At 66.3% G+C, this 26,199-nt stretch carries 26 protein-coding genes; 14 read left to right on the forward strand and 12 right to left on the reverse strand.

Going from position 1 to position 26,199, the window contains the following annotated elements; genetic code table 11:
- Positions 1-5 precede the first annotated feature (5 nt).
- Positions 6-1,475 (reverse strand): sensor histidine kinase, encoded by a 1,470-nt coding sequence (locus tag ACZ1A1_RS23605; RefSeq protein ID WP_463621836.1) that lies wholly within the window; start codon positions 1,473-1,475, stop codon positions 6-8.
- Between the two features lie 188 nt (positions 1,476-1,663).
- Positions 1,664-3,670, reverse strand: coding sequence for a methyl-accepting chemotaxis protein (locus ACZ1A1_RS23610; RefSeq protein ID WP_313194667.1), 2,007 nt, complete (start codon positions 3,668-3,670; stop codon positions 1,664-1,666).
- Positions 3,671-4,099: 429 nt separating this feature from the next.
- Between ACZ1A1_RS23610 and rpmH the strand changes: the two genes are divergently transcribed.
- From rpmH to yihA, 4 genes are all read left to right on the forward strand, one after another.
- Positions 4,100-4,237 carry a 50S ribosomal protein L34 gene (gene rpmH / locus ACZ1A1_RS23615; protein ID WP_037405882.1) on the forward strand — a complete coding sequence of 46 codons (138 nt, stop codon included), beginning with the start codon at positions 4,100-4,102 and terminating at the stop codon, positions 4,235-4,237.
- 32 nt (positions 4,238-4,269) lie between these two features.
- Positions 4,270-4,662, forward strand: coding sequence for a ribonuclease P protein component (gene rnpA / locus ACZ1A1_RS23620; protein ID WP_463621837.1), 393 nt, complete (start codon positions 4,270-4,272; stop codon positions 4,660-4,662).
- Positions 4,662-6,467 (forward strand): membrane protein insertase YidC, encoded by a 1,806-nt coding sequence (gene yidC / locus ACZ1A1_RS23625; RefSeq protein ID WP_463621838.1) that lies wholly within the window; start codon positions 4,662-4,664, stop codon positions 6,465-6,467. Before rnpA ends, yidC begins: the two co-directional genes overlap by 1 nt.
- Before the next feature lie 137 nt (positions 6,468-6,604).
- Complete coding sequence (gene yihA, locus ACZ1A1_RS23630; RefSeq protein WP_463621839.1) at positions 6,605-7,258, forward strand: ribosome biogenesis GTP-binding protein YihA/YsxC; 654 nt, start codon at positions 6,605-6,607, stop codon at positions 7,256-7,258.
- Positions 7,259-7,267: 9 nt separating this feature from the next.
- On the opposite strand, the gene ACZ1A1_RS23635 is transcribed toward yihA, so the two are convergent.
- On the reverse strand, positions 7,268-8,002 hold the full coding sequence (locus ACZ1A1_RS23635) for an anti-sigma factor (protein WP_463621840.1): 735 nt from the start codon (positions 8,000-8,002) through the stop codon (positions 7,268-7,270).
- 206 nt (positions 8,003-8,208) lie between these two features.
- Here ACZ1A1_RS23635 and argB point away from each other — a divergent pair, with 206 nt between their 5' ends.
- Positions 8,209-9,096, forward strand: a complete 888-nt coding sequence (gene argB / locus ACZ1A1_RS23640; protein WP_313194672.1) for an acetylglutamate kinase — start codon at positions 8,209-8,211, stop codon at positions 9,094-9,096.
- 3 nt (positions 9,097-9,099) lie between these two features.
- Here the strand turns inward: argB and ACZ1A1_RS23645 are convergent, their stop codons facing one another.
- On the reverse strand, positions 9,100-10,002 hold the full coding sequence (locus tag ACZ1A1_RS23645; RefSeq protein WP_463621841.1) for an EamA family transporter: 903 nt from the start codon (positions 10,000-10,002) through the stop codon (positions 9,100-9,102).
- Between the two features lie 103 nt (positions 10,003-10,105).
- On the opposite strand from ACZ1A1_RS23645, the gene ACZ1A1_RS23650 reads away from it, so the two are divergent.
- Together ACZ1A1_RS23650 and ACZ1A1_RS23655 are read left to right on the forward strand one after the other, a co-directional pair.
- On the forward strand, positions 10,106-10,801 hold the full coding sequence (locus ACZ1A1_RS23650) for a pyrimidine 5'-nucleotidase (RefSeq protein ID WP_313194674.1): 696 nt from the start codon (positions 10,106-10,108) through the stop codon (positions 10,799-10,801).
- Positions 10,802-10,943: 142 nt separating this feature from the next.
- Positions 10,944-11,900: an EF-hand domain-containing protein gene (locus ACZ1A1_RS23655; RefSeq protein WP_463621842.1), complete on the forward strand. Its 957-nt coding sequence runs from the start codon at positions 10,944-10,946 to the stop codon at positions 11,898-11,900.
- 74 nt (positions 11,901-11,974) lie between these two features.
- Here ACZ1A1_RS23655 and ACZ1A1_RS23660 read toward each other — a convergent pair whose 3' ends face one another.
- Positions 11,975-12,871, reverse strand: coding sequence for an LOG family protein (locus ACZ1A1_RS23660; protein ID WP_463621843.1), 897 nt, complete (start codon positions 12,869-12,871; stop codon positions 11,975-11,977).
- A 175-nt stretch (positions 12,872-13,046) separates the two neighbouring features.
- Here ACZ1A1_RS23660 and dapD point away from each other — a divergent pair, with 175 nt between their 5' ends.
- The 4 genes from dapD to ACZ1A1_RS23680 all read left to right on the forward strand — a co-directional run bounded on the left by dapD (position 13,047) and on the right by ACZ1A1_RS23680 (position 16,156).
- The gene (gene dapD / locus ACZ1A1_RS23665; RefSeq protein ID WP_463621844.1) at positions 13,047-13,904 is read left to right on the forward strand and encodes a 2,3,4,5-tetrahydropyridine-2,6-dicarboxylate N-succinyltransferase; all 858 of its coding nucleotides are present in this window, start codon (positions 13,047-13,049) and stop codon (positions 13,902-13,904) included.
- A 3-nt stretch (positions 13,905-13,907) separates the two neighbouring features.
- Entirely contained in the window at positions 13,908-14,294 is a 387-nt protein-coding gene (locus ACZ1A1_RS23670; protein WP_463621845.1) for a DUF805 domain-containing protein, read from the forward strand.
- Between the two features lie 85 nt (positions 14,295-14,379).
- Complete coding sequence (gene dapE, locus ACZ1A1_RS23675; RefSeq protein WP_463621859.1) at positions 14,380-15,573, forward strand: succinyl-diaminopimelate desuccinylase; 1,194 nt, start codon at positions 14,380-14,382, stop codon at positions 15,571-15,573.
- Complete coding sequence (locus tag ACZ1A1_RS23680) at positions 15,560-16,156, forward strand: hypothetical protein (protein WP_463621846.1); 597 nt, start codon at positions 15,560-15,562, stop codon at positions 16,154-16,156. Before dapE ends, ACZ1A1_RS23680 begins: the two co-directional genes overlap by 14 nt.
- A 5-nt stretch (positions 16,157-16,161) precedes the next feature.
- On the opposite strand, the gene truA is transcribed toward ACZ1A1_RS23680, so the two are convergent.
- From truA to def, 3 genes are read right to left on the reverse strand one after another with little or no spacing between them, the layout of a single operon-like run.
- Positions 16,162-16,905, reverse strand: coding sequence for a tRNA pseudouridine(38-40) synthase TruA (gene truA / locus ACZ1A1_RS23685; RefSeq protein ID WP_463621847.1), 744 nt, complete (start codon positions 16,903-16,905; stop codon positions 16,162-16,164).
- Positions 16,905-17,846 carry a methionyl-tRNA formyltransferase gene (gene fmt / locus ACZ1A1_RS23690; RefSeq protein WP_463621849.1) on the reverse strand — a complete coding sequence of 314 codons (942 nt, stop codon included), beginning with the start codon at positions 17,844-17,846 and terminating at the stop codon, positions 16,905-16,907. The genes truA and fmt overlap by 1 nt, the downstream gene beginning before the upstream one ends.
- Positions 17,847-17,890: 44 nt before the next feature.
- Positions 17,891-18,415: a peptide deformylase gene (gene def / locus ACZ1A1_RS23695; protein WP_463621850.1), complete on the reverse strand. Its 525-nt coding sequence runs from the start codon at positions 18,413-18,415 to the stop codon at positions 17,891-17,893.
- A 112-nt stretch (positions 18,416-18,527) separates the two neighbouring features.
- Between def and ACZ1A1_RS23700 the strand changes: the two genes are divergently transcribed.
- The 3 genes from ACZ1A1_RS23700 (at position 18,528) to ACZ1A1_RS23710 (ending at position 23,290) form a co-directional block, all read left to right on the forward strand.
- Positions 18,528-19,721, forward strand: a complete 1,194-nt coding sequence (locus ACZ1A1_RS23700; RefSeq protein ID WP_463621851.1) for a DNA recombination protein RmuC — start codon at positions 18,528-18,530, stop codon at positions 19,719-19,721.
- Between the two features lie 44 nt (positions 19,722-19,765).
- On the forward strand, positions 19,766-20,668 hold the full coding sequence (locus ACZ1A1_RS23705) for a ribokinase (RefSeq protein WP_463621852.1): 903 nt from the start codon (positions 19,766-19,768) through the stop codon (positions 20,666-20,668).
- A gap of 285 nt (positions 20,669-20,953) precedes the next feature.
- Positions 20,954-23,290, forward strand: coding sequence for a methyl-accepting chemotaxis protein (locus ACZ1A1_RS23710; protein WP_463621853.1), 2,337 nt, complete (start codon positions 20,954-20,956; stop codon positions 23,288-23,290).
- Between the two features lie 256 nt (positions 23,291-23,546).
- Here the strand turns inward: ACZ1A1_RS23710 and phoB are convergent, their stop codons facing one another.
- The 4 genes from phoB to ACZ1A1_RS23730 all read right to left on the reverse strand — a co-directional run.
- Positions 23,547-24,230, reverse strand: a complete 684-nt coding sequence (gene phoB / locus ACZ1A1_RS23715; protein WP_313196719.1) for a phosphate regulon transcriptional regulator PhoB — start codon at positions 24,228-24,230, stop codon at positions 23,547-23,549.
- A gap of 18 nt (positions 24,231-24,248) precedes the next feature.
- Positions 24,249-24,977 carry a phosphate signaling complex protein PhoU gene (gene phoU / locus ACZ1A1_RS23720; protein WP_313196718.1) on the reverse strand — a complete coding sequence of 243 codons (729 nt, stop codon included), beginning with the start codon at positions 24,975-24,977 and terminating at the stop codon, positions 24,249-24,251.
- 50 nt (positions 24,978-25,027) lie between these two features.
- Positions 25,028-25,843: a phosphate ABC transporter ATP-binding protein PstB gene (gene pstB / locus ACZ1A1_RS23725; RefSeq protein WP_313196717.1), complete on the reverse strand. Its 816-nt coding sequence runs from the start codon at positions 25,841-25,843 to the stop codon at positions 25,028-25,030.
- 13 nt (positions 25,844-25,856) lie between these two features.
- Positions 25,857-26,199, reverse strand: a 343-nt coding sequence (locus tag ACZ1A1_RS23730; RefSeq protein ID WP_463621855.1) for an ABC transporter permease subunit, incomplete at its 5' end; no start/stop codon positions are given.

Consider the following 26,199-nt stretch of genomic DNA (forward strand, 5'->3'; position numbering starts at 1 on the left):
GGAAATCAGGCACGGTGGCGGAAGGCGTCGAGCGGCACGGGGCGGTCCGGCAGCTCGATGCGGAAGAGCGTTCCGGGCGTCGCCTTCTCCACCAGCGCGATCGTGCCGCCATGGGCGAGCACCAGTTCGCGCGCGATGGCAAGGCCGAGGCCGGTGCCGCCGGAGCGCACGGAACCGCGGAAGGCGGCGAAGAGGTTTTCCCGCGCCTTGGCGGGCATGCCGGGACCGTTGTCGTCGATGGAGATGGAAACGACGCTGCCGGTGCGAAGGCCCGTCACCAGGACCGCGCGCTCGCGCAGGGCTGCATCCTGAAGCAGCGCCTGGACGGCGTTGCGGCAGAGATTGTGGATGACGCGGAAGAGCTGCTCGCCGTCGGCATCCACTTCGAGGCCCGGCTCGATCTGCACCACGAAATCGATGTCGCCGCGCGAATCGAGCGCCAGCACCTCGGAGACCTCCTGCACGAGCGGGCGCAGCGCCACGAAGCGGCGGCGCGGCTCCGGCTCGCGCATGCGGCCATAGGAGAGCACCTCGTTGGTATAGCCCACCGCCCGGTCGATGCTGCGCAGCAGCTTCGGCGCCACGCGCTTGACCACCGGATCGTCGACATCCGACAGGCGGTCGGACATGAGCTGGGCGGAGGAGAGGATGTTGCGCATGTCGTGGTTGATCTTCGACACGGCGAGGCCGAGATCGGCGAGGTTCTTCTGCTCCTTCAGCGTGCGCTGGAGCGTCTGCTGCATGGCGGCGAGGTGGATGCCGGCCACGGCGATCTCGTCGCGGCCGCCGGACGGCTCCAGCACGCGGGCCGGGTTGGACGGGTCGGTGGCGAATTCGCGGATATTGGCCGTCATGCGGCGCATCGGGCGGATCAGCAGGCGGTTGAGCGCGAAGAAGATCGGGCTTGCCGTGGCGAGCGACATGAGCATCGAGAAGATGAAGACGTTGCGCGCATAGTGCAGCATGGCGCGGCGCAAGGCGCCCTCGTCGAGCAGGAGCTCGATGCGCGTCGTCGTCTCGCCGACGGGGCCGTAGACGCGGATGACGCGGTTGCCGCCGAAGAGCAATGTTTCGAAGGCGTCATAGACCGAAGTGAGCGTCGAGACGTCGGAAAGGTCGTACTGCGCGTCGACGCTCGGCGGCATGTCGACGGCGGCGACCATGCGGGAAGCGTCCTGCTTCTTCAGCACGATCGCCTTGGTGCCCGTCGCCAACAGCGTTTCCTCCTGCACCGGGCGCGGCAGCTCCTGGTCCGGCAGGCCCTCGATGACGACGGCGGCGGCGGCGGCCGTGTTCAGCCGGTCGCGCAGCCACATCAGCCGCATATTGGCGACGGAGGGCACGAAGATCAGCACTTCGGCGATCAGGACGAAGACGGCGGTGAGCAGCAGGAGCTTTCCCGACAGGCCGGACAGGAACCCGACCGCCGGAACCGGCGTCTCGGTCAAGGACGGCGTCCCGTCTCTGTCCACCATGTCTCCCACTCCCGGACATGCCGCAAGGCGGCGCTCGATGCCGCGACCGACGATGGGCGACACCTTCGGCCACAGCCGACAGCCCATGATAGAGAATTACGGCAATTTTTCCAACGCTGCCGCAGGAAAGACAAAGGCGCGGCGATCCTGTGACCGCCGCGCCTTCATTCAAAGAACCCGATCAGAGATCAGAATTCCTCCCAGCTCTCCGTGGCCGTGGCGGCCGCCGCGCGGTTGCCGCCGAAGGCGCGGGCGACGCTGCCCATCATGCGGCGGGCGGGCGATTCGACCGGGCGCGCATCGGCGCGAACCGGAGCAGGCGCCGCCTGGAAGGCGCCGTCGCCGGTGCGGAAGCGGGCGACAAGGCCGGCAAGGCTGTCGGCCTCGCCCTTGAGCTTGTGCGTGGCGGCCGAGGTCTCCTCGACCATGGCGGCATTGTGCTGGGTGACCTGGTCCATCTGGTTGATGGCGGTGCTGACCTCCTGAAGGCCGGTCGCCTGCTCGCGGGCGGCCGTGGCGATCGAGTGGATGCGGTCGTTGATGGTGACGACGCGGCTTTCGATGTCGGAAAGGGCCGTGCCGGTCTCCTGCACGTAGCGCACGCCGACGGAGACTTCGTCGCCCGACTTGGTGATGAGGCCCTTGATGTCCTTGGCGGCGCTGGCGGCGCGCTGGGCAAGCTCGCGCACTTCCTGCGCGACGACGGCAAAGCCCTTGCCGGCCTCGCCCGCGCGGGCGGCCTCGACGCCGGCATTGAGCGCGAGCAGGTTGGTCTGGAAGGCGATCTCGTCGATCACCGAGATGATCTGGCTGATCTCGCTCGACGCCTGCTCGATGCGGCCCATGGCGTCGATGGCGTTGCGCACGATGGCGCCGGACTGCTTGGCGCTCTGCGTCGCCTCGCCGACCATGACGCTCGCCTCGTTGGCGCGCTCCGTCGAGTTCTTGACGGCGGCGGTAATCTCCTCCAGCGCGGCCGAGGTCTCCTCCAGCGCGGCGGCCTGCTGCTCGGTGCGCTTGGAAAGGTCGTCGGAGGCGGTGCGCAGCTCGCCGGAATTGGCGTTGATCGCGTCGGTGGAGGCGCGCACCTCGCGCATGGTGCTCTGGAGCGTGGCGAGCGTCGTGTTGACGTTCTGCTGCAATTCGGCGAAGGCGCCGCGGAAGCTGCCGTCCATGGTCTGCGTCAGGTCGCCTTCGGCCAGCGCGCCGATGACGCGGCGGGTTTCGGCGATGCCCTCCTCCACGCCGGCGACGAGTTCGTTGACGCTGCGGGCGAAGCGGTTGAGGTCGTCGTTCTGGTAGTCCTTGGCGATGCGCGAGCTGAAATCGCCGGCGGCGGCGGCATGCACGACGGCCGCGATGGAGGACTGCAGGTCGGCGCTCTTCTCGCGCAGGATCTGTTCCTGGGCGTTGAGGTCGCGCACCGTGATGGCGTTCTGGCGGAAGACGGCGACGGCGCCGGCCATTTCGCCGATCTCGTCCTTGCGCCCGGCATAGGGGACCTCGGTCTCGAGGTCGCCGCCGGCAAGGCGCTTCATGGTCTCGGTGACGTTCTGGATCGGGCGGCTGAGCTCGTTGGTCGCGATATAGAAGGCGGTGCCGCCGCCGATCACGAGGCCCGCGCCGACCGTGCCGAGCACCAGCATCAGCATCAGCGTCTCGAAGGCCTCGATATCGCCGCGGATCGCGGCGAGGTTCTGGTTGTCCGTCTCCACGACGGCGTCGATTTCCTTCTGGAAGGCCTTGCGGTTGGCGCGGTTGCCTTCGTTGTTGCCCTGCTCGTTGGCCGCGGCGATGGAGCCCTCGCTGCCGAGGCGCGCGGTCTCGGTGCGGAAGGTGCGGAATTCGGCGGCGCGGGCGACGACGGCGTCGAAGGCGGCCTTCTGCTCGGCCGGCACCAGCGGGCGCCACTCGTTCAGCGTCTTGTCGATACCGTCCAGTTCCTTGGCGATGCCTTCGGCGAACTTCCCGGCGCCCTCGGCATCCTTGGCGGCATAGATGCCGCGGGCTTCCATGACGACGGCGGTGACCTGGCGGTTCAGGTGCTCGCCGAGGAAGGCGCGGTCGGCGGCATTCTCATACTGGCGAAGCTTGTCGCTGTATTCGGAGACGACATGGACGGCGATACCGCCGATGAGGACCGAAATGAGGCCCATCACCCCAACGATGAGATAAATCTTGCCGCGTATCTTCACGTCACACTCCCAATGGCACGGATAGCAATCGGCAAGCGGAAGGGTCCTGCTTACCTTTGGCAGGAACGGTAAAGGCTAAAGGTTAATTAGATTTTGATGCAACCCGGCACAAACGGGGGACGAGTGAAAGCTTCCTAATATTGGCGCATGCCCTGCTTCCGGGGAATTTCCGCTCCGCTTCCCCTCACCCAGCGTGAAGCGAAGCTGACGATATTCAAGGAATATACAACCTTGAAGGGCAACGCCATTAACGACTGTGACGGACGCATGGCAAGAATTCCGCTACAATTGACTTTCGACCGGCTTTGCCCTTATAAGCCGCGCACGTCCGGAAAGCTCGGCTTCCCGCGAGGGCAACCCTGTGCCGGACTTTCACGCTCCTTGCGTAACGCAAACCCAAGAAGGGCCGCACACCGCGGTATTAAATAAATGTCGAAGCGTACCTACCAACCCTCCAAGCTTGTCCGCAAGCGTCGTCACGGCTTCCGCGCCCGCATGGCTACGAAGGGCGGCCGCAAGGTCCTGTCCGCACGCCGCGCCCGCGGCCGCGCACGTCTCTCGGCCTAAGGCCGTGCCTGCCCGAACAGAGGCGACGGGCAATGACGAAAACTGATGAAAAATCTGCTGTCGGACGGCTGAAAAGCCGTCCGCAGTTTCTTTTTGTGCGCGAGGGCGAGAGGCGCAAGGGTCCCCTGTTCCTTCTCGAAGTGCGTGACCGGCAGTTGCCGGACGAACCGCCCCGCGTCGGCTTCACCGTTACCAAGAAGCACGGCAACGCCGTGGAACGCAATCGCATGCGCCGCCGCCTGAAAGAGGCCGTGCGGCTATCGGCCGGGTTTGCAATGGAGCCCGGACACGACTATGTGGTTGTCGCCAGACGGGACGTGCTCGGCGCGCCCTTCGAAACCCTGCAGGCCGGTCTGAAGGACCGGATCACCACGCGGCAGAAGAAACACAAGCAGCAGCACCCTGCTGCGCCCGGGAAAGAGTGATGGAAAAAAACCGCAATTACTTCGTGGCGATCGCGCTGTCCGTGCTGATCCTCGTCGCCTGGCAGTTCCTCTATGTGAACCCCAAGCTCGAGAAGGATCGCGCCGCGCTGGAAGCCCAGCAGACCGCCCAGACGAGCGAGCAGACGACGACCACCACCGCAGGCGGCACCACGCCCGCCGCCACCGGGACGAACGGCACGCTGCCGGGCGCCGCAGCCGGGGCGACCACGACGGAAACGCGTGAACAGGCCCTTGCCAAGTCCGCCCGCGTCGAGATCGACACGCCCGCGCTTGCCGGCTCCATCAACCTGACGGGCGCGCGCTTCGACGACCTGAGGCTCAAGGAATTCCACGAGACCGTCGACAAGACGAGCCCGATCATCACCCTTCTCAGCCCCGCCGAGACCGAGCACGGCTACTTCGCCGAAATCGGCTATGTCGGCAGCGAGGCGACCGGCCAGATGCCCGGCCCGCAGACCGTCTGGACGCAGGACGGCGCCGGCAAGCTGACGCAGGCGACCCCGGTCAAGCTCTCCTACACCAACGACAAGGGCATGACCTTCACCCGCACGATCTCGGTCGACGAGCATTACATGTTCACCGTCACCGACAGCATCGAGAACCGCACGGAAGCGCCGGTCGCGCTTTCGGCCTATGGCCGCACGACGCGCTTCTTCAAGCCGACGACCCCGTCGGTCTACGTGCTGCACGAAGGCTTCATCGGCGAGCTCGGCGACCTCGGCCTGCATGAAGTCAAGTACAAGGACGCCGAGAAGGACACCACCGTCGCGCCCGGCAAGGCGACGGGCGGCTGGCTCGGCATCACCGACAAGTACTGGGCGACCGCGCTCGTGCCGCCGCAGGCGACCCCCTACGAGACGCGCTTCTCCTATTTCCAGGACGGCCGCCCGCGCTACCAGGCCGACTATCGCCAGGATGACGTGACCATCGCTCCCGGCCAGACGATCGAGGTCAAGAACCTCTTCTTCGGCGGCGCCAAGGAAGTGCCGATCATCGACCAGTACAAGACGTCCTACTCGATCCCGCGCTTCGACCTGATGATCGACTGGGGCTGGTTCTGGTTCTTCACCAAGCCGATGTTCCAGCTCATGGACTTCTTCTACCGCTACTTCGGCAATTTCGGCATCGCGATCCTCATCACGACCATCGTCGTCAAGGGCCTCTTCTTCCCGCTCGCCAGCAAGCAGTACGCTTCCATGGCCAACATGAAGAAGATGCAGCCGAAGATGGAGGAGCTGAAGGCCAAGCACGGCGACGACCGCATGGCGCTGCAGCAGGCGATGATGCAGCTCTACAAGGAGGAGAAGATCAATCCGCTGGCGGGCTGCTGGCCGATCCTCCTGCAGATCCCGGTGTTCTTCGCGCTCTACAAGGTGATCTACGTCACCATCGAGATGCGCCATGCGCCGTTCTTCGGCTGGATCCAGGACCTTTCGGCGCCCGATCCGACGTCGCTGTTCAACCTGTTCGGCCTCCTGCCCTACGACGTGCCGCATGTGCTTCTGATCGGCGTCTGGCCGATCGTCATGGGCATCACCATGTTCATGCAGATGCGCATGAACCCGACGCCGCCGGACCCGACCCAGGCGATGATCTTCACCTGGATGCCGCTGGTCTTCACCTTCATGCTGGCATCCTTCCCGGCCGGCCTCGTGATCTACTGGGCCTGGAACAACACGCTGTCCATCGTGCAGCAGGCGATCATCATGAAGCGCCACGGCGTCAAGATCGAGCTCTTCGACAATCTGAAGGGCCTGTTCGGGAAGAAGACGAAACCATCCTGACGATCCCGTCGGACGACATGCGAAACCCCGGCCATCGGCCGGGGTTTTCTTTTGCCGTATGCCCGGCGGCGGGCGCGCGCTTGACTTTCGCGGCCAAAACCGGGAAGCCGGGGGCCTGACAAGGAAGGCTGGAAGCAATGACAGAGACGAGCGCAACGGGCGACAAGCCGCTGTTCGGCAGGCCGTGGATCTTCATCCGCGGCGTGCCGGCGATGAAATTCCTGCCGCCCGAAGGCCCGCCGGAGATCGCCTTTGCCGGCCGCTCGAATGTCGGCAAGTCGTCGCTGATCAACGCGCTGGTCGGCCACAAGGGCCTTGCCCGCACCTCCAACACGCCCGGCCGCACGCAGGAGCTCAACTATTTCGTGCCGGACGGCTTTTCCGGCGCCGAGGACGACCTGCCGCCGATGGCGCTCGTCGACATGCCGGGCTACGGCTACGCGCAGGCGCCGAAGGAACAGGTCGACGCCTGGACGAAGCTCGTCTTCGACTATCTGCGCGGCCGCTCGACGCTGAAGCGCGTCTATGTGCTGATCGACAGCCGCCACGGCATCAAGAAGAACGACGACGAGGTCTTCTCGCTGCTCGACAAGGCAGCGGTCTCCTACCAGGTCGTGCTGACCAAGACCGACAAGATCAAGGATGCCGGCGTGCCGCGCCTCGTCGAGGAGACGCTCCAGAAGATCTCCAAGCACCCGGCCGCCTATCCGGAGGTGCTCGCCACCTCGTCGGAGAAGAGCCGCGGGCTCGACGACCTGCGGGCCGCGATCCTCAGCGCCATCGATCGATAATCGGGACCGTCAGTCGAACCGGGCCGCGCCGGTCGCCAGCACCGGGCCGGTCCGCCTGCCCGTCGGCGAGCCGCCGAAGGGCTCGACGCTGACGGAGATCGTCGCGCCCTCGACGATGCGGCTGCGCATTTCGCGCGGCACCGCCAGCCGTCCCTCGCCGGTCTGCGGCAGGACGCCGAGCGTGACGGGCGCCTTGCCCGCCTCGGTCAGCCAGAGCTCCAGCGACCTTTCCTTTTCGGGACCGGCGGCGACGGGCGTCACGGCGAGCGTGCCGCTCGCATCGTCATAGCGGGCGACCAGCCCCATCGCGGCGTTCTCGCCGGTCATGCCGGCGACCAGCCGGCCGCCATTGACGGGACGCGGCGCCAGAAGCGCGCTGAGGAGAAGGGCAAGGCCGGCGGCGACGGCGAAGGAGGCGAGCGCGAGCGCGCGCCAGAGCGCCAGCGAATGCCAGCAGCCGCCGGAGACCTTGCCGGAAAACACGGCGTCGCACGGGGTGGTGGTGAGGATATGCTGCTCGACGGGCGCGCGGGCGCCGGGGGAAAGATGCAGCGGCTCGTAGCCGTCGCCGAAGGTGGCGAGGTTCTCCTCCCAGCGGCTCACCATGGCGGCGAACTGGCGGTCGCGCATCAGCCGTGCCTCGACCTTGCGGCGGTCTTCGTCGGACAGGACCCCGAGCACGTATTCGCCCGCGATCACCTGATCGCAGCACGGTTCTCTCATCTCTCGGTCGGACGCCGCCATCGGCTCATCCACTCTCTCGGTTCCAGGACTGACGCGAGGACTTGGCCTCTTTCCACATATAGGGACGCCGGTGGGCCTTTGCCTATAGGCAGGCGCGGAGCCGCATCATATTCCCCATCGGCTTTTTGCGCCACCGATCATGGGGATCATTCCATCGTCACGAAACATGCGTTAAACAGGCCCCCGTCCAATTCCACGAGGCCGCCATGTCCCTATCCGAAAGCGAAACCCAAGCCCGCCTTCTCGCCCAGGCCCTGCCCTATATGCAGCGCTACGAGAACAAGACCATCGTGGTCAAATACGGCGGCCATGCCATGGGCAATGCCGAGCTCGGCAAGGCTTTCGCCAGCGACATCGCGCTTCTCAAGCAGTCCGGCGTCAACCCCATCGTCGTGCATGGCGGCGGCCCGCAGATCGGCGCGATGCTGACCAAGATGGGCATCGAATCGAAGTTCGAGGGGGGCCTGCGCGTCACCGACCAGAAGACGGTCGAGATCGTCGAGATGGTGCTGGCGGGCTCGATCAACAAGGAGATCGTCGCGCTCATCAACCAGACGGGCGAATGGGCGATCGGCCTGTGCGGCAAGGACGGCAACATGGTCTTCGCCGAGAAGGCCAAGAAGACCGTCATCGACCCCGACAGCAATATCGAGCGCATCCTCGACCTCGGCTTCGTCGGCGAGGTGGTGGAGGTCGACCGCACGCTGATCGACCTGCTCGCCAAATCCGAGATGATCCCGGTCATCGCCCCGGTCGCGCCCGGCCGCGACGGCCATACCTACAACATCAACGCCGACACCTTCGCCGGCGCCATCGCCGGCGCGCTGAACGCGACGCGCCTGCTCTTCCTGACGGATGTCCCGGGGGTGCTCGACCGCAACGGCCAGCTCATCAAGGAGCTCTCCGTCGCCGAGGCCCGCGCGCTCATCAAGGACGGCACGATCTCCGGCGGCATGATCCCGAAGGTCGAGACCTGCATCGACGCCATCAAGGCGGGTGTTCAGGGCGTCGTCATCCTCAACGGCAAGACCGCCCATTCGGTATTGCTGGAACTCTTCACCGAGCACGGCGCGGGCACGCTGCTGGTGCCCTGAGCCCTACAGGAAGAGAAGGCCGAGGATGCCGCAGACGATCAGCAGGCATCCGGCCGCCTCCGTGCGGTTCACCCGCTCGTGGAACAGGAAATACGACGCCATGAAGGTGAAGACCAGCTCGATCTGGCCGAGCGCGCGCACATAGGCGACCTGCTGGAGGCTCATCGCCGTGAACCAGCAGGCCGAGCCGAGCACGCCGGCAATACCGACCAGCGAGGACGAGCGCCAGCTCTTCAGGACGTCGACGATCTCCCGCTTGTCCTTCCAGCCCATCCAGACCAGCATGAAGGCCGTCTGGAACGTGGTGACGCAGGCGAGCGTCACGGCGGCGTCCATGATCGGCCCCGGCCCCTGAAGCGACAGCGAGGCGCTGCGATAGGCGACCGCCGAGATGCCGAAGACCGCGCCCGAGGCGATGCCGATCAGCGCGGTGCGGCTTGTCAGCGCCGCGAGGATGTTGCGCCAGGAGAGCGGCGCGCGGGCGAGCGAGATCAGCATCACCCCGACGACGCCAACGATGATGGCGACGACCGCGCCGAAGGTGATGCGCTCGCCGAGCAGCACGAAGCCGAAGATCGCCGCCTGCACCGGCTCCGTCTTGGAATAGGCCGTGCCGACGGCGAAGTTGCGCAGCGAGAAGAGGTAGACCAGCAGCATGGTCGCGAAGATCTGCGCAAGGCCGCCGATCACCGCCCAGAAGGCGAAGGTTCCGTTGAGCGCCGGAAACGGCAGGCCGACCGCAAGGCGCAGCACCAGCACGTAGAGGATCGCCAGAGGAAAGCCGTAGCCGAAGCGCACGAAGCTCGCGCCGCGCGTTCCGAGCGAGCCCTGAAGGTGCTTCTGCAGGGCCGAGCGCAGGTTCTGCAGGAAGGCGGCGGCGATGGTGATGGGGATCCAGAGTTCCATGCCAGCCCGCTAGCATGGGGCTTGCCGCAAATCCATCACCCGCGGCGGGCCATCGCGGAAAATTCCGTTTCCCTCGCCCCGGACCCGTGCCATAAGACGGCCCATGACCGATCTTCCGAGCAAAGCCGATTTTTCCCATGTGCGTGACTGGGTCTTCGACCTCGACAACACGCTCTATCCGCACCATGTCGACCTCTTCGCCCAGATCGACAAGAACATGACGGCTTACGTCTCGGCGCTGCTCGGCCTTTCGCGCGAGGACGCGCGGGCGCTGCAGAAGCAGTATTATTTCGATCACGGCACCACGCTGAAGGGGCTGATGATCCACCATCACATCGATCCCGCCGATTTCCTCGAAAAGGCGCATGCGATCGATTACGACGTGCTGTCGCCGGACCTTCCGCTCGGCGAGGCGATCCAGGCGCTGCCCGGCCGCAAGTTCATCTTCACCAATGGCAGCGTGAAGCATGCCGAGATGGCCGCAAGGGCGCTCGGCATCTTCCATCATTTCGACGACGTCTTCGACATCGTGGCGGCGGAATATGTGCCGAAGCCGGCCGGCGAGACCTATGACAAGTTCATGGCGCTGCACCGGGTCGATACCGGCCATGCGGTGATGTTCGAGGACCTGCCGCGCAACCTCGTCGTGCCGAAGGCGCTCGGCATGAAGACCGTGCTGCTCACCCCGCGCGACATCGACCACGAATTCACCGACGCCTGGGAAAAGCGCACGGACGATGACAGGCATATCGACTATGCGACGTCGAACCTGACGGCCTTCCTCAACGCGCTGCTCTAAGGTCCCGCAAGGCAAGCCTTGTTCCGGACACGGAAAAAACCCTTTCCGGTCATAAGGTTCAATTACCAATTTGTAACTGGCGCCGGCCGACGTTCCCCCTATCCTGCCCCTCAAGGGACGACGATGGATGAAAGGAACGACCATGGCTAAAAAGGAACTTCTTCTCGGCGCCGTAGCTGCCAGCCTCATTTTCTCGGGCGCAGCCGCCCCCGCCTTCGCCGCCAAGGGCAAGCACAAGCATGGCCACCACCATGGCGCGATGATCGAGCGCCTCGACACCGACAAGGACGGCAAGGTCTCGCTCGCCGAGTTCAAGGCGAACGCCTCCGCCGCCTTCAAGGCCTTCGACGCCGACGGCAACGGCCAGGTGACGAAGGACGAGATCAAGGCACGCCGTGACGCCTTCAAGGACGCCCGCAAGGCTGTTCACGACGCCGCCAAGGCGGACCGGGCGAAGGCCCGCGAGGCACTGCGCGCCGGCGGACCCTACATGCTGCCGGGCGCCGGCCGGATGTTCGAAAAGGCCGACACCGACAAGAACGGCACGCTCTCCGAGGCCGAAGTGCTCGCCGTGGCGGAAAAGGCCTTCGAGCGCCGCGACACGAACAAGGACGGCGCCATCGATACGGCGGATGCCCGGCCCGGCAAGAAGGGCAAGGGCCATCACGGCAAGGATGGCGGGAAGCGCGCCGAGCGCATGCTGAACCGGCTCGACACCGACAAGGACGGCAAGATCTCGCAGGCCGAGATGCTGGCGCGCGCCACGCAGACCTTCCAGCGCCTCGACACCGACGGCAACGGCGAGGTGACCAAGGCCGAGATCGACGCGAAGCGTGAGGCCTTCCGCGACGCCCGCAAGGCCTTCCGCGCGGTGAAGGCGACAGACGGCGAGGCGAAGGACGCCGCCCGCAAGGCGATGCGCGAGGCCCGGATCGACGGCAGGGGCATGCACATGTTCGAGCGCGCCGACGCCGACAAGAACGGCACCCTGACCAAGGCTGAAATGGAAACCGCCGCCATCGCCATGTTCAAGAAGCGCGACCGCAACGGCGACGGCTTCATCACCCTCGACGAGATGGGCAAGCGCGGCGACAAGTAGGCCTTCCCGGCAGCACGTCCGACTGAAACGCCCCGGTTCTGCCGGGGCGTCTTTTGTGAAGGAAGCGCGGCCCGTCAGCCGTGTGCCGCGACCGCCACCTGCTCGGCTTCGAGCTTCTCGTAGAACTTCACGATGATGTCCCAGGCCTCGTCCGCCGTCTCGACGAACTGCATCAGCTCGACGTCGCCGGGCGCGATGGTGCCGAAGGCGGCGAGCGCGTCGAAATCGATGATCCTGTGCCAGAATTCCTTGCCGAAGAGGATCAGCGGCACCAGCGCCATGCGGCCGGTCTGCATCAGCGTCACCGTCTCGAACAATTCGTCCAGCGTGCCGAAGCCGCCGGGGAAGACCGTGACGGCCTTGGCGCGCAGCAGGAAGTGCATCTTGCGGACCGCGAAATAGTGGAAGTTGAAGCTGAGCTCCGGCGTGACATAGGGGTTGGGCGCCTGCTCGTGCGGCAGCACGATGTTGAGGCCGATCGACGGGGCGCCGACATCGGTCGCCCCGCGGTTGCCCGCCTCCATGACGCCCGGCCCGCCGCCGGTGACGACGACATATTCCTTGAAGCCGAGCTCGGCCGACTTCTCCGAGCACATGCGCGCGAACTTGCGCGCCTCCTCGTAATAGACCGAGGCCGCCTCGAGGTTCATGCGCTGCGTCTCGTTGCGCGCCGCCCAGGCCTCCTGGCCGGGAGCGGGAATGCGCGCGCCGCCGAACATGACGACGGTCGACTTGATGCCGCGCTCGGCGAGCATCATCTCGACCTTCAGCAGCTCAAGCTGGAGGCGCACCGGGCGCAGCTCCTCGCGGCAGAGGAAGTCGTCGTCGACATAGGCGAGCCGGTAGGCGGGATTTGCCGATTGCGGCGTTTGCGGCACCACGGCGGCGCGGTGCTTGTCCTGCGCGCTGTCGGCCAACGGATCCCACACGCCATCCTTGCGGCGCAGGTTCTTCTTCTTCAGTCTCGCCATGTCACTTTCCTGCTTTCAACTCTCACGGGATTACCCGTTCGCCCGTGCGACAGTATCTGCCGGAAAGGGGCTTCATCTTTCCCGGCACTTGCTCTAGAGCATTTTGCTGATTGATGAAATCGACCTTCCGGCGTCCCGACAATCGAAAATAAGCCTCGAAGTTTAAGGAATTCCGATGAACACGTCCAACCTCGCCGCCCTTTCTCAAACCATCGACCGCGCCTTCGAGGAACGGGACGGCATCAATACCTCAACGCGCGGCGAAGTGCGCGATGCGGTGGAGACCGCGCTCAACCTGCTCGACAACGGCAAGGCACGCGTCGCCGAGCGCGGCGAGGACGGCAACTGGACGGTGAACCAGTGGCTCAAGAAGGCCGTGCTGCTCTCCTTCCGCCTCAACCCGATGGAGATCGTCAAGGGCGGCCCCGGGGAATCCGCCTGGTGGGACAAGGTGCCCTCCAAGTTCGACGGCTGGAGCGTCAACGAATTCGAGAAGGCAGGGTTCCGCGCCGTGCCGAACTGCGTTGTGCGCCGCTCGGCCTATATCGCGCCGAATGCCATCCTGATGCCCTCATTCGTCAATCTCGGCGCCTATGTCGGCGAGGGCACGATGGTCGACACCTGGGCGACGGTCGGCTCCTGCGCGCAGATCGGCAAGCATGTGCACCTTTCCGGCGGCGTCGGCATCGGCGGCGTTCTGGAGCCTATGCAGGCCGGCCCGACGATCATCGAGGACAATTGCTTCATCGGCGCCCGCTCGGAGGTCGTCGAAGGCTGCATCGTGCGCGAGGGCTCCGTGCTCGGCATGGGCGTCTTCATCGGCAAGTCGACCAAGATCGTCGACCGCGCGACGGGCGAAGTGACCTATGGCGAAGTGCCGCCCTATTCGGTCGTCGTCGCCGGCTCCATGCCCTCCGACAAGACCATGCCGAACGGCCTTGCGGCCCCGAGCCTCTACTGCGCCGTCATCGTCAAGCGCGTCGACGCCCAGACCCGCTCGAAGACCGGCATCAACGAACTCCTCAGGGACTGATCCATGGCGGCCGCGGAAGAGCGGGGACCGACCCTTGCCTGGCTCTTCTTCGGCTGGTCCGGCCGCCTCAGCCGCGTGCCCTTCGCGCTCGGCTGGGCCTTCTGGCTGATGTTGCTCTCGGCGGCGCTTACCCGCATCGTCGTCGTGCCGAAGGAAGACGCGGCCTTCCTGTTCTGGGCCTTCGCCTTCTTCATCGTCGCCATCGTCTCGACGGTCTCCTCCATCCTGCTGACGATCAAGCGGCTGCACGATATGAACCTGCCGCTGCCGCTGATCGTCTGCCTGTTCATTCCCGCCATCTCCTTCCTCGCGCTCTTCGTCTTCCTCGTCTGGCCCGGCACGCCCGGCCCGAACGATTACGGCCGCCTGCCCGACCGGCCAAAGGCGTGAGCGCGCGCATCGGCCGCGCGTGACAGGCCCCGAGCGATCGGCTACACCTCGATTCTCTCCCTTTCAGGTGCCGTGACGCATGCCCATGACCTCCGCCGATCCGATCGAAAACCTCGCGACCCTCATCCGCTGCCCTTCCGTGACGCCGGCCGAAGGCGGCGCGCTGACGGCACTTGCCGCCATGCTGGAGCCGCTCGGCTTCACGGTGGAGCGCATGGTCGCCAGCGAGCCCGGCATGCCCGATATCGAGAACCTCTATGCCCGCATCGGCACCGAGGGTCCGCACCTGATGTTCGCCGGCCATACGGACGTGGTGCCGGTCGGCGACGCCGCCGCCTGGACGCATGATCCCTTCGGCGCCGAGATTTCCGGCGGCGAGATGTTCGGCCGCGGCGCCGTCGACATGAAGGGCGGCATCGCCTGCTTCATCGCCGCCGTCGCGCGCCACATCGAGAGAAACGGCCCGCCGAAGGGCTCCGTCTCCTTCCTCATCACCGGCGACGAGGAAGGCCCGGCCGTCAACGGCACGGTCAAGCTGCTGCAATGGGCGGCCGAGCGGGGCGAGCGCTGGGACGCCTGCCTCGTCGGCGAGCCGACCAATCCGGACCGGCTCGGCGACATGATCAAGATCGGCCGGCGCGGTTCCGTCTCCGGCTCGCTTACCGTCCGCGGCGTGCAGGGCCACGCCGCCTATCCGCACCTCGCCGACAATGCGGTGCGCGGCGTGATCGCGCTCACCGACGCGCTGATGCACCCGCCCTTCGACGCCGGCACGGAGAATTTCCAGCCGTCGAACCTGGAAGTGACGACCATCGACGTCGGCAACCGCGCCACCAACGTCGTGCCGGCCGAGGCGAGCGCCAGCTTCAACATCCGCTTCAACGACGGCTGGACCGCCGAGACCGTGATGGCCGAGATCGTGCGCCGGCTCGACGCCGCCGCGCGGGACGAGAAGCTTCGGCCCGGCCGCGCGCCCGTGCGCTACGACATCCAATGGGCCGAGCGGCCGAGCCACGTCTTCCTGACGCGCAACAACCAGCTCATCGCCTCGCTGTCGGGCGCCGTCGAGGCCGTGACCGGCCGGGCGCCGAAGCTCTCGACGACGGGCGGCACCTCCGATGCGCGCTTCATCAAGGACTATTGCCCGGTCGTGGAATTCGGCCTCGTCGGCCAGACCATGCATATGGTGGACGAGCGGGTGGCGGTCGCCGATCTCGAGACGCTGACCGTGATCTACGAGACCTTCATCGCGCGCTGGTTCGGCGATGCCCGGTCTTGACGAGGTCCTCTACTACCTCAACGGCATCTACCTGCTGCTGAAGCGGAAGCAGGAGGGGTTCGGCTGGCTGGACCTCACGCTGCGCGGGCTCGTCCGCTCCTTCTGGGCCTTCGCCTGGTGCCTGCCGGCCTTTGCCGTCATCTGGGCGTCCTGGCGGCTCTACTATCTCGCCGGCATGCCGGCGGGCACGCCGGCCGGCGCCGGCTTCGTCATCAGGCTGCTGGTGATCGACATCGTCGGCTGGCTGCTGCCGCTCGTGCTGCTCGTCGCGCTGGCCCGCCTGCTCGGCTACGGCAGGTTTCTTGCGACCGTGGTGACGGCGAGCAACTGGATTTCCGTGCCCTTCGCCTATGCGGCGGCGCTGCCCTTCGCGCTGTCGCTCGTCCTGCCGCAGAGCGCGCCCTTTGCCGGCCTGCTGCTCTACGCCGTGTTCGGCGCGAGCATCGTGCTGCAATTCCGCCTCGTCTGGATGTGCGTCGGCAAGCAGAACCTGCTGGCGGCGGCGATCACCGCGATCTACGTGCTGCCGCCGATGATCGTCGCGCAGGAACTGCAGCGCCTCCTCGGCATGCTGCCCGGCTAGATGGTTCAGTAATCCACCGCCATGAAGTAAAGCCCGTCCGGCGGCGCCACCGGGCCGCAGGCCTTGCGGTCGCGCGCCTCCAGCGCGGCACGCACGTCGTCCACCGTCCACTTGCCCTCGCCCGCCAGCTTCAGCGTGCCGGCGAAGGAGCGGATCTGGTTGTGCAGGAAGCTCTGCGCCGAGACGCGGATCTCGATCAGTTCAACGCTGCGCGTCACCTCCAGCCGGTCGATGGTGCGCACGGGGCTGTTTGCCTGGCACTGGGCAGCGCGGAAGGTGGTGAAGTCGTGCCTGCCGACCAGCACCTGCCCGGCGGCGTGCATGACCTCGTGATCCAGCTCCTTGGCGACGAACCAAGCCCGGTTCGCTTCCAGCGCCAAGGGCGCGCGGCGCGAGATGATGCGGTAGAGATAATGCCGCTTCTTCGCGGAGAAGCGGGCGTCGAAATCGTCCGGCACTTCAGCCGCATCGAGGATTGCGACGCGCTCGCCGGCCATGCCGAGATGCGCGTTGAGGGCGTTCCTCAGCGTGTGCTCCTTCCAGTGCCGCGAAAGATCGGCATGGGCGACCTGCCCCATGGCATGGACGCCGGAATCCGTGCGGCCCGCGCCGCGGATCGAGACCGTCTCGCCGGTCAGCGACAGGATCGCCGCCTCGATGGCGCCCTGCACGGAAGGACCGTTCTCCTGCCGCTGCCAGCCGACATAGGGCGTGCCGTCATATTCGATGCGAAGCCGGTAGCGCGGCATCAGCCCAGCACCTCGCCGGCCGAAACCGGCGTGCCGCGCAGGAAGTCCGCCGCATCCAGCGGCTTGCCGCCCGCCTTCTGCAAACGCACGAGGCGCACCGCGCCCTTCCCGCAGGCGATGGTCAGCCGGTCGTCGAGCACCGTGCCGGCGGGCTTCGAAACGCCTTCATCGGCCCGCTCGCTCGCCAGCACCTTCACGCGCTCCGGCTTTCCGCCGATTTGCAGCTCGAACCAGGCGCCGGGGAAGGGCGAGAGGCCGCGGATATGGTTGTGAACATTCTTAGCCGGCTTCGAGAAGTCGATGCGGGTCTCGGCCTTGTCGATCTTGGCGGCGTAGAGCACACCCTCCTCGGCCTGCGGCGTCAGCGTCAGGTCGCCGGCCTCCAGCCTGCCCATGGCCTCGGCCATCAGTGCACCACCCACCTGCATCAGGGCATCGTGCAGCGCACCGGCCGTCATGTTCTCGCTTATGGCCACGCGGCGGGTGAGCGCGACGGGGCCGGTATCGAGGCCCTTGTCCATCTTCATCACCATCATGCCGGTCTCGTCGTCGCCCGCCATGATCGCCCGCTGGATGGGTGCCGCCCCGCGCCAGCGCGGCAGGAGCGAGGCATGGCCGTTATAGCAGCCGAGACGCGTGCCGGTCAGGATCGCTTCCGGCAGCAGGAGGCCATAGGCGACCACCACCGCGACATCCGCCCCATGGGCGCGGAAGGCTTCGCGGTCGGCTTCCGCACGGAAATTGACGGGCGTGACGACGGGAATGCCGCGCCGCTCGGCCGCCTGGTGCACCGGCGACTTCACCAGTTCGAGGCCACGGCGGCCGGCCGGGCGCGGCGGCTGCGAATAGACCGCGACGATCTCGTGGCCCGCCTCGGCAAGCGCCTCCAGCGTCGGGACGGAGAAATCCGGCGTGCCCATGAAGATGATGCGAAGGGCCATCGGTCAGCCTCCCGTGAAATGGATTGCGGGCGGCTATTGCCGCCTCAGAGCGCCTTGCTGCCGCGCATCTTGGCCGCCTTGGTGAACTTGCGGATCACCATCTCGCGCCTCAGCTTGGAAATATGGTCGATGAACAGCACGCCGTTGAGGTGGTCGATCTCGTGCTGGAGACAGGTCGCCAGCAGGCCCTCCGCCTCCGTCACCTGCTCCTTGCCCTCGCGGTCGAGGTGCCGGACGGTGATCGATGCCGGGCGCTCGACCTCGGCATAATAGTCCGGGATCGACAGGCAGCCCTCTTCATAGACCGAGCGCGCATCCGACGAGGCGACGACTTCCGGATTGATGAAGACGAGCGGCGTCTTGTCCTCGCCGTCCTTGGAGACGTCCAGCACGAGCATGCGGCGGGCGACGCCGATCTGGATGGCGGCCAGGCCGATGCCGGGGGCATCGTACATGGTCTCCAGCATGTCGTCGGCGAGCCTCTTCACCTCGCCGTCGACGGTTTCGATGGGCCTGGAAACCTGACGGAGGATCGGATCGGGAAGGATAATCAGCGGCTTGATGGTCATGCGCCTCCCTTAGCGCGGTTTTTTTGCGCTTTCAATCGACTTCACCGGCTTCCCCGGCGATTTGTTCACGTTATGATCTGGTTTCCGCCGCAATCCGTGCTATGGTCGCGGCATGATCGATCCCGCATTCGACACGCTCATCTCCTCCATCCTCCACCGGCTCGGCGGTCCCGGCCCGGCTCTGGTGCTGCTTGCGGCCGTGCTGCTGGCGGCCTTCGGACTCCTTTCCGCACGCCGAAGCCACAACCGCCAGCGGGAGGCTGCGGCGATGGCCGAGCTACGTTTCGGGGAACTCCTGAAAGCACAGACCGAGATGCAGGGGCGCGTTGCCGCCATGGCGGAGGTGTTCGGCAGCAAGCAGGCCGAGACGAACCAGGCGATCAACAGCCGGCTCGACGGGCTGACGCAGCGGCTCGGCCAGTCGATCTCCGAGCAGACCAGGGCGACGCACGAGAACCTGCGCCGCCTGCAGGAGCGGCTGGCGGTGATCGACAATGCCCAGACGAACATCCAGTTGCTGGCGAAGGACGTGGTCGGGCTCCAGGCCATTCTCTCCAACAAGCAGACGCGCGGCGCCTTCGGCCAGTCGCGCATGGAGACGATCATCGCCGACGCGATGCCGCCCGGCGCCTACCAGTTCCAGGCGCAGCTTTCCAACGGCGTGCGCCCGGACTGCACCATCCGCATGCCGAACGGCCAGCCGCCGCTCGTCGTCGACGCGAAATTCCCGCTGGAGGCGTGGAACGCCATGGCGGACGGGCGCTCGCCGGAGGCCGCAAAGATCGCCGCCCAGCAGTTCCGCCGCGACATGGAGGTGCATATCCGGGACATCTCGGAAAAATACCTCCTTGCCGGCGAGACGCAGGACACCGCCTTCCTCTTCGTCCCCTCGGAATCGATCTTCGCCAGCATCCACGAGAATTTCGAGCCCGTCGTGCAGCGCGCGCACCGCGCCCGCATCGTCATCGTCTCGCCCTCGCTGCTGATGCTTTCGGTTCAGGTTCTGCAATCCCTCCTCAAGGACCAGCGGATGCGCGAGCAGGCGCATGTCATCCAGGGCGAGGTCGCGCGGCTGATGGACGATTTGACGCGGCTCGACGACCGGGTGCGCAAGCTGCATGGCCATTTCACCTCCGCGCAGAAGGACGTGGACCTGATTCTGACGTCCACGGAGAAGCTTGCGCGTCGCGGCGCGCGCATCGGCGAGCTCGAATTCGAGACCGTTCCGGAGCTTTCGCACGAGCGGGAGAAGGCCACCGAGAGCCGGACGGGCCAGTTGCGGCTGAGAGTGGTTGACGAGGACTGACCGCCTCGGGCAGTGTCCGGCGGAAACGACAAGGGGCAGCTCTCATGATCACCGTTCTCGGTTCCATCAACATGGACCTCATCGCAACGCCTGAACGCCTGCCGAAGCCGGGCGAGACGGTGATGGGCACCAGCTTCACCACCGCCGCCGGCGGCAAGGGCGCCAACCAGGCGCTCGCCGCCCGCCGCGCCGGCGCCATGGTGCGCATGGCCGGCGCCGTCGGCGACGACCGGCTGGGCAGCCAGGCGCTCGCCCTCCTCGCCGACGCCGCCGTCGACCTCAACGCCGTGCGCTCGGCGGCGGAAGCGACCGGCACCGCCCATATCCTCGTCGCCGAGGACGACGGCGAGAACGTCATCGTCGTCGTGCCGGGCGCCAACGGTACCGTCGCCGAGGAGGATGCGCGCCGCTCGGTCGGCGCGATGACGCGCGGCGACTACCTGATGCTGCAATTCGAAATCCCCAACGCCTCCATCGAGGCGGCGCTCGCCGCCGCCAAACAGAAGGGCGTCATCTCCATCGTCAACATCGCTCCCTTCAGCGCCGCCGCCAAGACGCTCGGCGCGATGGCCGACATCCTCGTCGCCAACGAGACGGAATTCGACCTCTTCGTCGGCAAGGGCGAGCTTTCGGACGAGGAGCGCGAGGCGACCATGCGGCGCCTGCATGCCGAGAGCGGCCAGACGATCATCGTGACGCTCGGCGCGGACGGCGTCGTCGCCATCCGCAAGAATGAGGTCTTCCGCGCCATGGGCCTCAAGATCGAGCCCGTCGACACGGTCGGGGCGGGCGATACGTTCTGCGGCTATCTCGCCGCCTCGCTCGATGCCGGCCTTGCCTTCAAGGACGCGCTTCGCCGCGCGGCGGTCGCCGGCTCGCTCGCCTGCCTCAAGCCCGGCGCGCAGCCCTCCATCCCCTTCGCCGCCGCCGTCGACGCGATGGTCTGACGAGACGGCACAACCGCCGCGTCAGGAGAATCCGCATAGCCTATACCAGGCGTCGCATTTTGCCGCGACGCCTGAAAATTCAGCCGGCGGAGCAGGCCGCAGCCCCGGAACTTGGCTTTTTATTAATATTTTACCGGTTACTGAAACCTCCAGATATCCGCCTTCGACAGGCCGGACCGTCTCTGGCGCTGGTCGCGCGCCCCGCACTCCATGATGGAGACCCCCGCAATCGAGTGTGCCCCTTCGCGGCCGTCGGCCGCGGACATATCCCATCGTGAGGATTTCATGTTCAAGTTCCAGGCCAAGTCGCTTGCGACGAAGCTCATCGCGGTCACGGGCGGCACGATTGCCCTCGTCATGCTCGCGTCCAATACCGTTCTCATCAGCCAGTCCCAGGACCGCGTCGCCGGCCTCGTCTATTCGGAAGCCGATACGGAGGCCAAGGCGATCGCATCCGACATCGCGACCGATATCGGCCAGCTCGCCAGTGCCGCGCGCTCCATGGCCGGCGTGATCGAGCAGGGCCATTCCGGCGGGCATTTCGACCGCAAGGAAGTCGTCGACATCATCAAGGCGAATGCTGAGAAGAACAGCTTCGCACTCGGCAGCTGGTTCGCCGAGGAGCCGAACGCCTTCGACGGCAAGTCGCGCGAGACGGCCGAGGACCTGGCGACCGGCACCTTCAAGGACGGCTCGTTCAATCCCTACTGGACGAAGCGCAAGGACGGCTCCATCGCGCTCTCCACCTTCGAATCCGACTACAAGGCCGAGTGGTATGCGCTCGCCGCGGACAGCGGCAAGGGCGCGATGAGCCAGCCCTACAAGGAAAGCTCCACCGGCGAAGGCTTCACCATGGCCTCGATCGCCTTCCCGGTCGTTTCCGGCGGCAAGCGCATCGGTGTCACCGGCATCGACGTCTCGCTGAAGACGCTCTACGAAAAGCTCAGCAAGCTGAAGCCCTTCGGCGAGGGCCGCGTGCTGCTCCTCTCCCAGACCGGCAAGTGGATCGTCGCCCCGACGGAAGATCTCCTGATGAAGGAGTATGACGGCGAGGGCGTCGACATCGTCAAGAAGGCGCTCGCCACCGGCGAGGTCGGCCGCGTCGAGAACCTTTCCTTCGGCGAGCTTTCCGCCTTCGACCGCGTCGTCTATCCCTTCGCCCTGCCGGACATCAACACGAGCTGGGTCGTCCTCGTCGACGTGCCGCGCGCGGCGATCACCGCGCCGATCCGCGAACAGACCACCATGATGATCGTCGGCGGCCTCCTCGTGCTCGGCGCGGTGCTGGCCGGCCTCTATTTCGCCGTGCGCTTCTTCGTGCAGAAGCCGCTCGCAGGCCTCGTCAGCGACGTCGCGACGCTCAGCGACGGCGTCTATACGCAGCCGGTCTCCGGCCAGCAGCGCTCGGACGAGACGGGTTCGGTGGCCAAGGCCCTCGAAGGCTTCCGTCACCAGCTCGCCGACACCAGGCGCCTGGAAGCCGAAGCCGACAGCCAGCGCCAGCTGACCGAGGCCGAGCGCTCCCGCTCGGAAGCCGAACGGGCCTCTTCGAACGCCCTGCAGCGCGACATCGTCGCCCGCCTCGGCGACGGCCTTGCCCAGCTCTCGTCCGGCAACCTGACCTTCCGTCTCTCGGGTGATTTCCCCGGCGAGTACGGCAAGCTCAAGAATGACTTCAACTCGGCCATCGCCAGCCTCGAGGAGACGATCCAGACGGTCAACGCCTCGGTCGGCAATATCGGCGGCGGCACGAGCGAGATCTCCAAGGGCGCGGCCGACCTTTCGCACCGCACCGAGCAGCAGGCGGCCAGCCTGGAGGAGACCGCCGCGGCGCTCGACGAACTGACCTCGCAGGTCAATTCCAGCGCCGAGAACGCCCGCGTCGCGGCGAAATCCGTCGACACGGCCAGCAACGACGCCAGCAAGTCCGGCGAAGTGGTGCAGAAGGCGATCGCCGCCATGCACGGCATCGAGCACTCGTCGCGCGAGATCTCCAACATCATCGGCGTGATCGACGACATCGCCTTCCAGACCAACCTGCTCGCGCTCAATGCCGGCGTCGAGGCCGCCCGCGCCGGCGAGGCCGGCAAGGGCTTCGCGGTGGTCGCGCAGGAAGTGCGGGAACTGGCGCAGCGTTCGGCCAATGCCGCCAAGGAGATCAAGACGCTGATCAACACCTCGGAGGTGCAGGTCCGCGAGGGTGTCGATCTCGTCGGCAAGGCCGGCGGCGCGCTGGAGAACATCGCCGAGCAGGTCATCCAGATCAACGGCCTGATCCGCCAGATCTCGTCCTCGGCCTCCGAGCAGGCGGTCGGCCTCAAGGAGATCAACGCGGCCGTCAACCAGATGGACCAGGTGACGCAGCAGAACGCCGCGATGGTGGAGGAAACCACCGCCGCCTCGATGGCGCTCAACGACGAGGCGCAGACGCTGAAGACGCTCGTCGCCCGCTTCCGCGCCGGCGCCGCCGCCATGGCCGCCCAGCAGCCGGTCCAGCAGGCCACGCGCCCGCAGGCCCAGCCGCAGCGCGCCGCCTACCAAGCCCCGCGCAGCACGGCCCGCGCCATCCCGCAGGTCGCCGGCAACACGGCGCTCGCCCAGGACGACTGGGAAGAGTTCTGAGACCTGGCGACAGGATGAAGAAAGGAGGCCGGCGGAAACGCCGGCCTTTTTGTTGACGGCCCTCGCTCCCCCCGTCAGCGTCATCCTCGGCCTTGTGCCGAGGATCTGCCAGCGCATCGGGAAATAGATGCCCGGGACAGGCCCGAGCATGACGAAGGAGAGGGTTTCGGGCTGTCAGAAATGCCGGCCGGAAGCCCTCCAAACGCAAACAGGCCCCGAAGGGCCCATTTCCGTCCTTGGGAGGAAGGTCGTCCGGTCAGGCTTCCAGCGAATAGCCGGCGCCGCGGACCGTGCGGATGACATCCTGCATGTTGGCGAAGTTGAGCGCCTTGCGCAGGCGGCCGACATGGACGTCGACGGTGCGCTCGTCGACATAGATGTCGTGGCCCCAGACGCCGTCGAGGAGCTGCGAGCGGGAGAAGACGCGGCCGGGCGAGGTCATCAGGAATTCCAGCAGGCGGAATTCCGTCGGGCCGAGGCGGACCTCGCGGGTGCGGCGGTGGACGCGGTGCGTGTCGCGGTCGAGCTCGATATCGCCGCAGCGCAGCACCGTCGAGACGACCTCGGGCTTGGCCCTGCGCAGCATGGCGCGCACGCGAGCGACCAGTTCCGGCGTCGAGAAGGGTTTCACCACATAGTCGTCCGCGCCGGTGGCAAGGCCGCGCACGCGCTCGCTCTCCTCGCCGCGCGCCGTCAGCATGATGATCGGCAGGCGCTCGGTCTCGGGCCTCTGGCGCAGGCGCCGGCAGAGCTCGATCCCGGAGACGCCGGGCAGCATCCAGTCGAGGATGAGGAGATCCGGCATGCGCTCCTGCAGGCGCATCTCGGCCTCGTCGCCGGAGAGGATCGTGTCGACCTCGAAACCTTCGGCTTCGAGATTGTAGCGCAGGAGGACGCTGAGCGCCTCCTCGTCTTCGACGACGGCTATTCTGGGCACCATGTGTCGAACCCTATTCGCTTACTCGGAGGCGTCGGCAACGTCGGCGGCGACGACGGAGGTCGAGGTATCGTCCTTCGGACGCTCGCCTTCCGGCTGCGAGCCGGTGGCCATGTAATAGATGGTTTCGGCGATGTTGGTCGCATGGTCGCCGATGCGCTCGATGTTCTTGGCGCAGAACAGGAGATGCGTGCAGGGCGTGATGTTGCGCGGGTCTTCCATCATGTAGGTGAGGAGCTCGCGGAACAGCGAGGTGTAGATCGCGTCGATCTCGTCGTCGCGCTCGCGGATGGCCTTCGCCTTGTCGACCGAGCGGGTGGCGTAGACGTCGAGCACTTCCTTGAGCTGCATCAGGGCGAGTTCGGCAAGGTGCTCCAGGCCGCGGGCGAGCTTGCGCGGCATGCCCGAGCTCTGCACGGCGATGACGCGCTTGGCGGTGTTCTTGCCGAGGTCGCCGACGCGTTCCAGCTCGGCGGCGATGCGGATGGCGCCCATGATCTCGCGCAGGTCCGCCGCCATCGGCTGGCGCTTGGCGATGGTGACGATGGCCTTCTCGTTGATCTGGCGCTCGGCATTGTCGAGGATGATGTCTTCCGAGATGACCTTCTGGGCCAGCGCCGCATCCGTGGTGACGAGGGCGCGGACGGAATCGGACACCATCTGCTCGGCGGTGCCGCCCATCTCGGAGATGCGGCGGGAGAGGTACTTCAGTTCTTCGTCATAGATCGAGACGATATGGGTCGATGTCATGGCTTTATCCTTGATGCGCTCGGGTGTCCGGGGCTTCGGCGACGATGGCGTCAGCCGAAGCGGCCCATGATGTAGTCCTGCGTGCGCTGGTCGTCCGGGTTGGTGAACATCTTGTCGGTGTCATTCTCCTCGACGAGGTTGCCGAGGTGGAACATGGCGGTGCGCTGCGAGACGCGGGCCGCCTGCTGCATGGAATGCGTCACGATGACGATGGTGAAGTTGGCGCGCAGCTCGTGGATCAGCTCCTCGACCTTGGCGGTCGCGATGGGGTCGAGCGCCGAGCAGGGCTCGTCCATCAGGATGACCTCCGGGCTGACGGCGACGGCGCGGGCGATGCACAGGCGCTGCTGCTGGCCGCCGGAAAGGCCGGTGCCGCTCTCCTGCAGGCGGTCCTTCACCTCGTTCCACAGACCCGCCTTCTGGAGGCTCTGCTCGACGATGGCGTCCATGTCGGCCTTCGCCTTCGCAAGGCCGTGGATGCGCGGGCCGTAGGCGACATTCTCGTAGATCGACTTCGGGAACGGGTTCGGCTTCTGGAAGACCATGCCGACGCGGGCGCGCAGCTCGACGACGTCGATGTTCGGATCGTAGATATCGTCCGTGTCGAGCGTGATGCGGCCGGTGACGCGGCAGCCGTCGATGGTGTCGTTCATGCGGTTCAGCGTGCGCAGGAAGGTCGACTTGCCGCAGCCCGACGGGCCGATGAGGGCGGTCACGGTGTTTTCGCGGACATTGAGGTTGACGTCGTAGAGGGCGCGCTTGTCGCCGTAATAGACCGAGACGTCCTTGCCGATCATCTTGTAGGAAATGTCGTTCATTTTCTTGTCCAGCGCTTTCTCGACTGCTGCTTCTGACATCATGTTCATAGGATCGGTCCTTCTACCAGCGCCGTTCGAAGCGGCGGCGCAGCAGGATGGCGCCGACGTTCATGAGGATGAGGAAGATGAGGAGCACGATGATGGCTCCCGACGTGCGCTCAACGAAGGCGCGCTCGGCCTCGTTCGCCCACATGTAGATCTGCACCGGAAGCGCCGTCGACGGGTCCATCGGCGTTGCCGGGACGTCGGCGACGAAGGCGACCATGCCGATGAGCAGGAGCGGCGCGGTTTCGCCCAGCGCATGGGCAAGGCCGATGATCGTGCCCGTCAGGATGCCGGGCATGGCGAGCGGCAGGACGTGGTGGAACACGGTCTGCATCTTCGAGGCACCGAGGCCCAGCGCC

It is taken from the genome of Shinella sp. R2-11 (genome assembly GCF_055330205.1).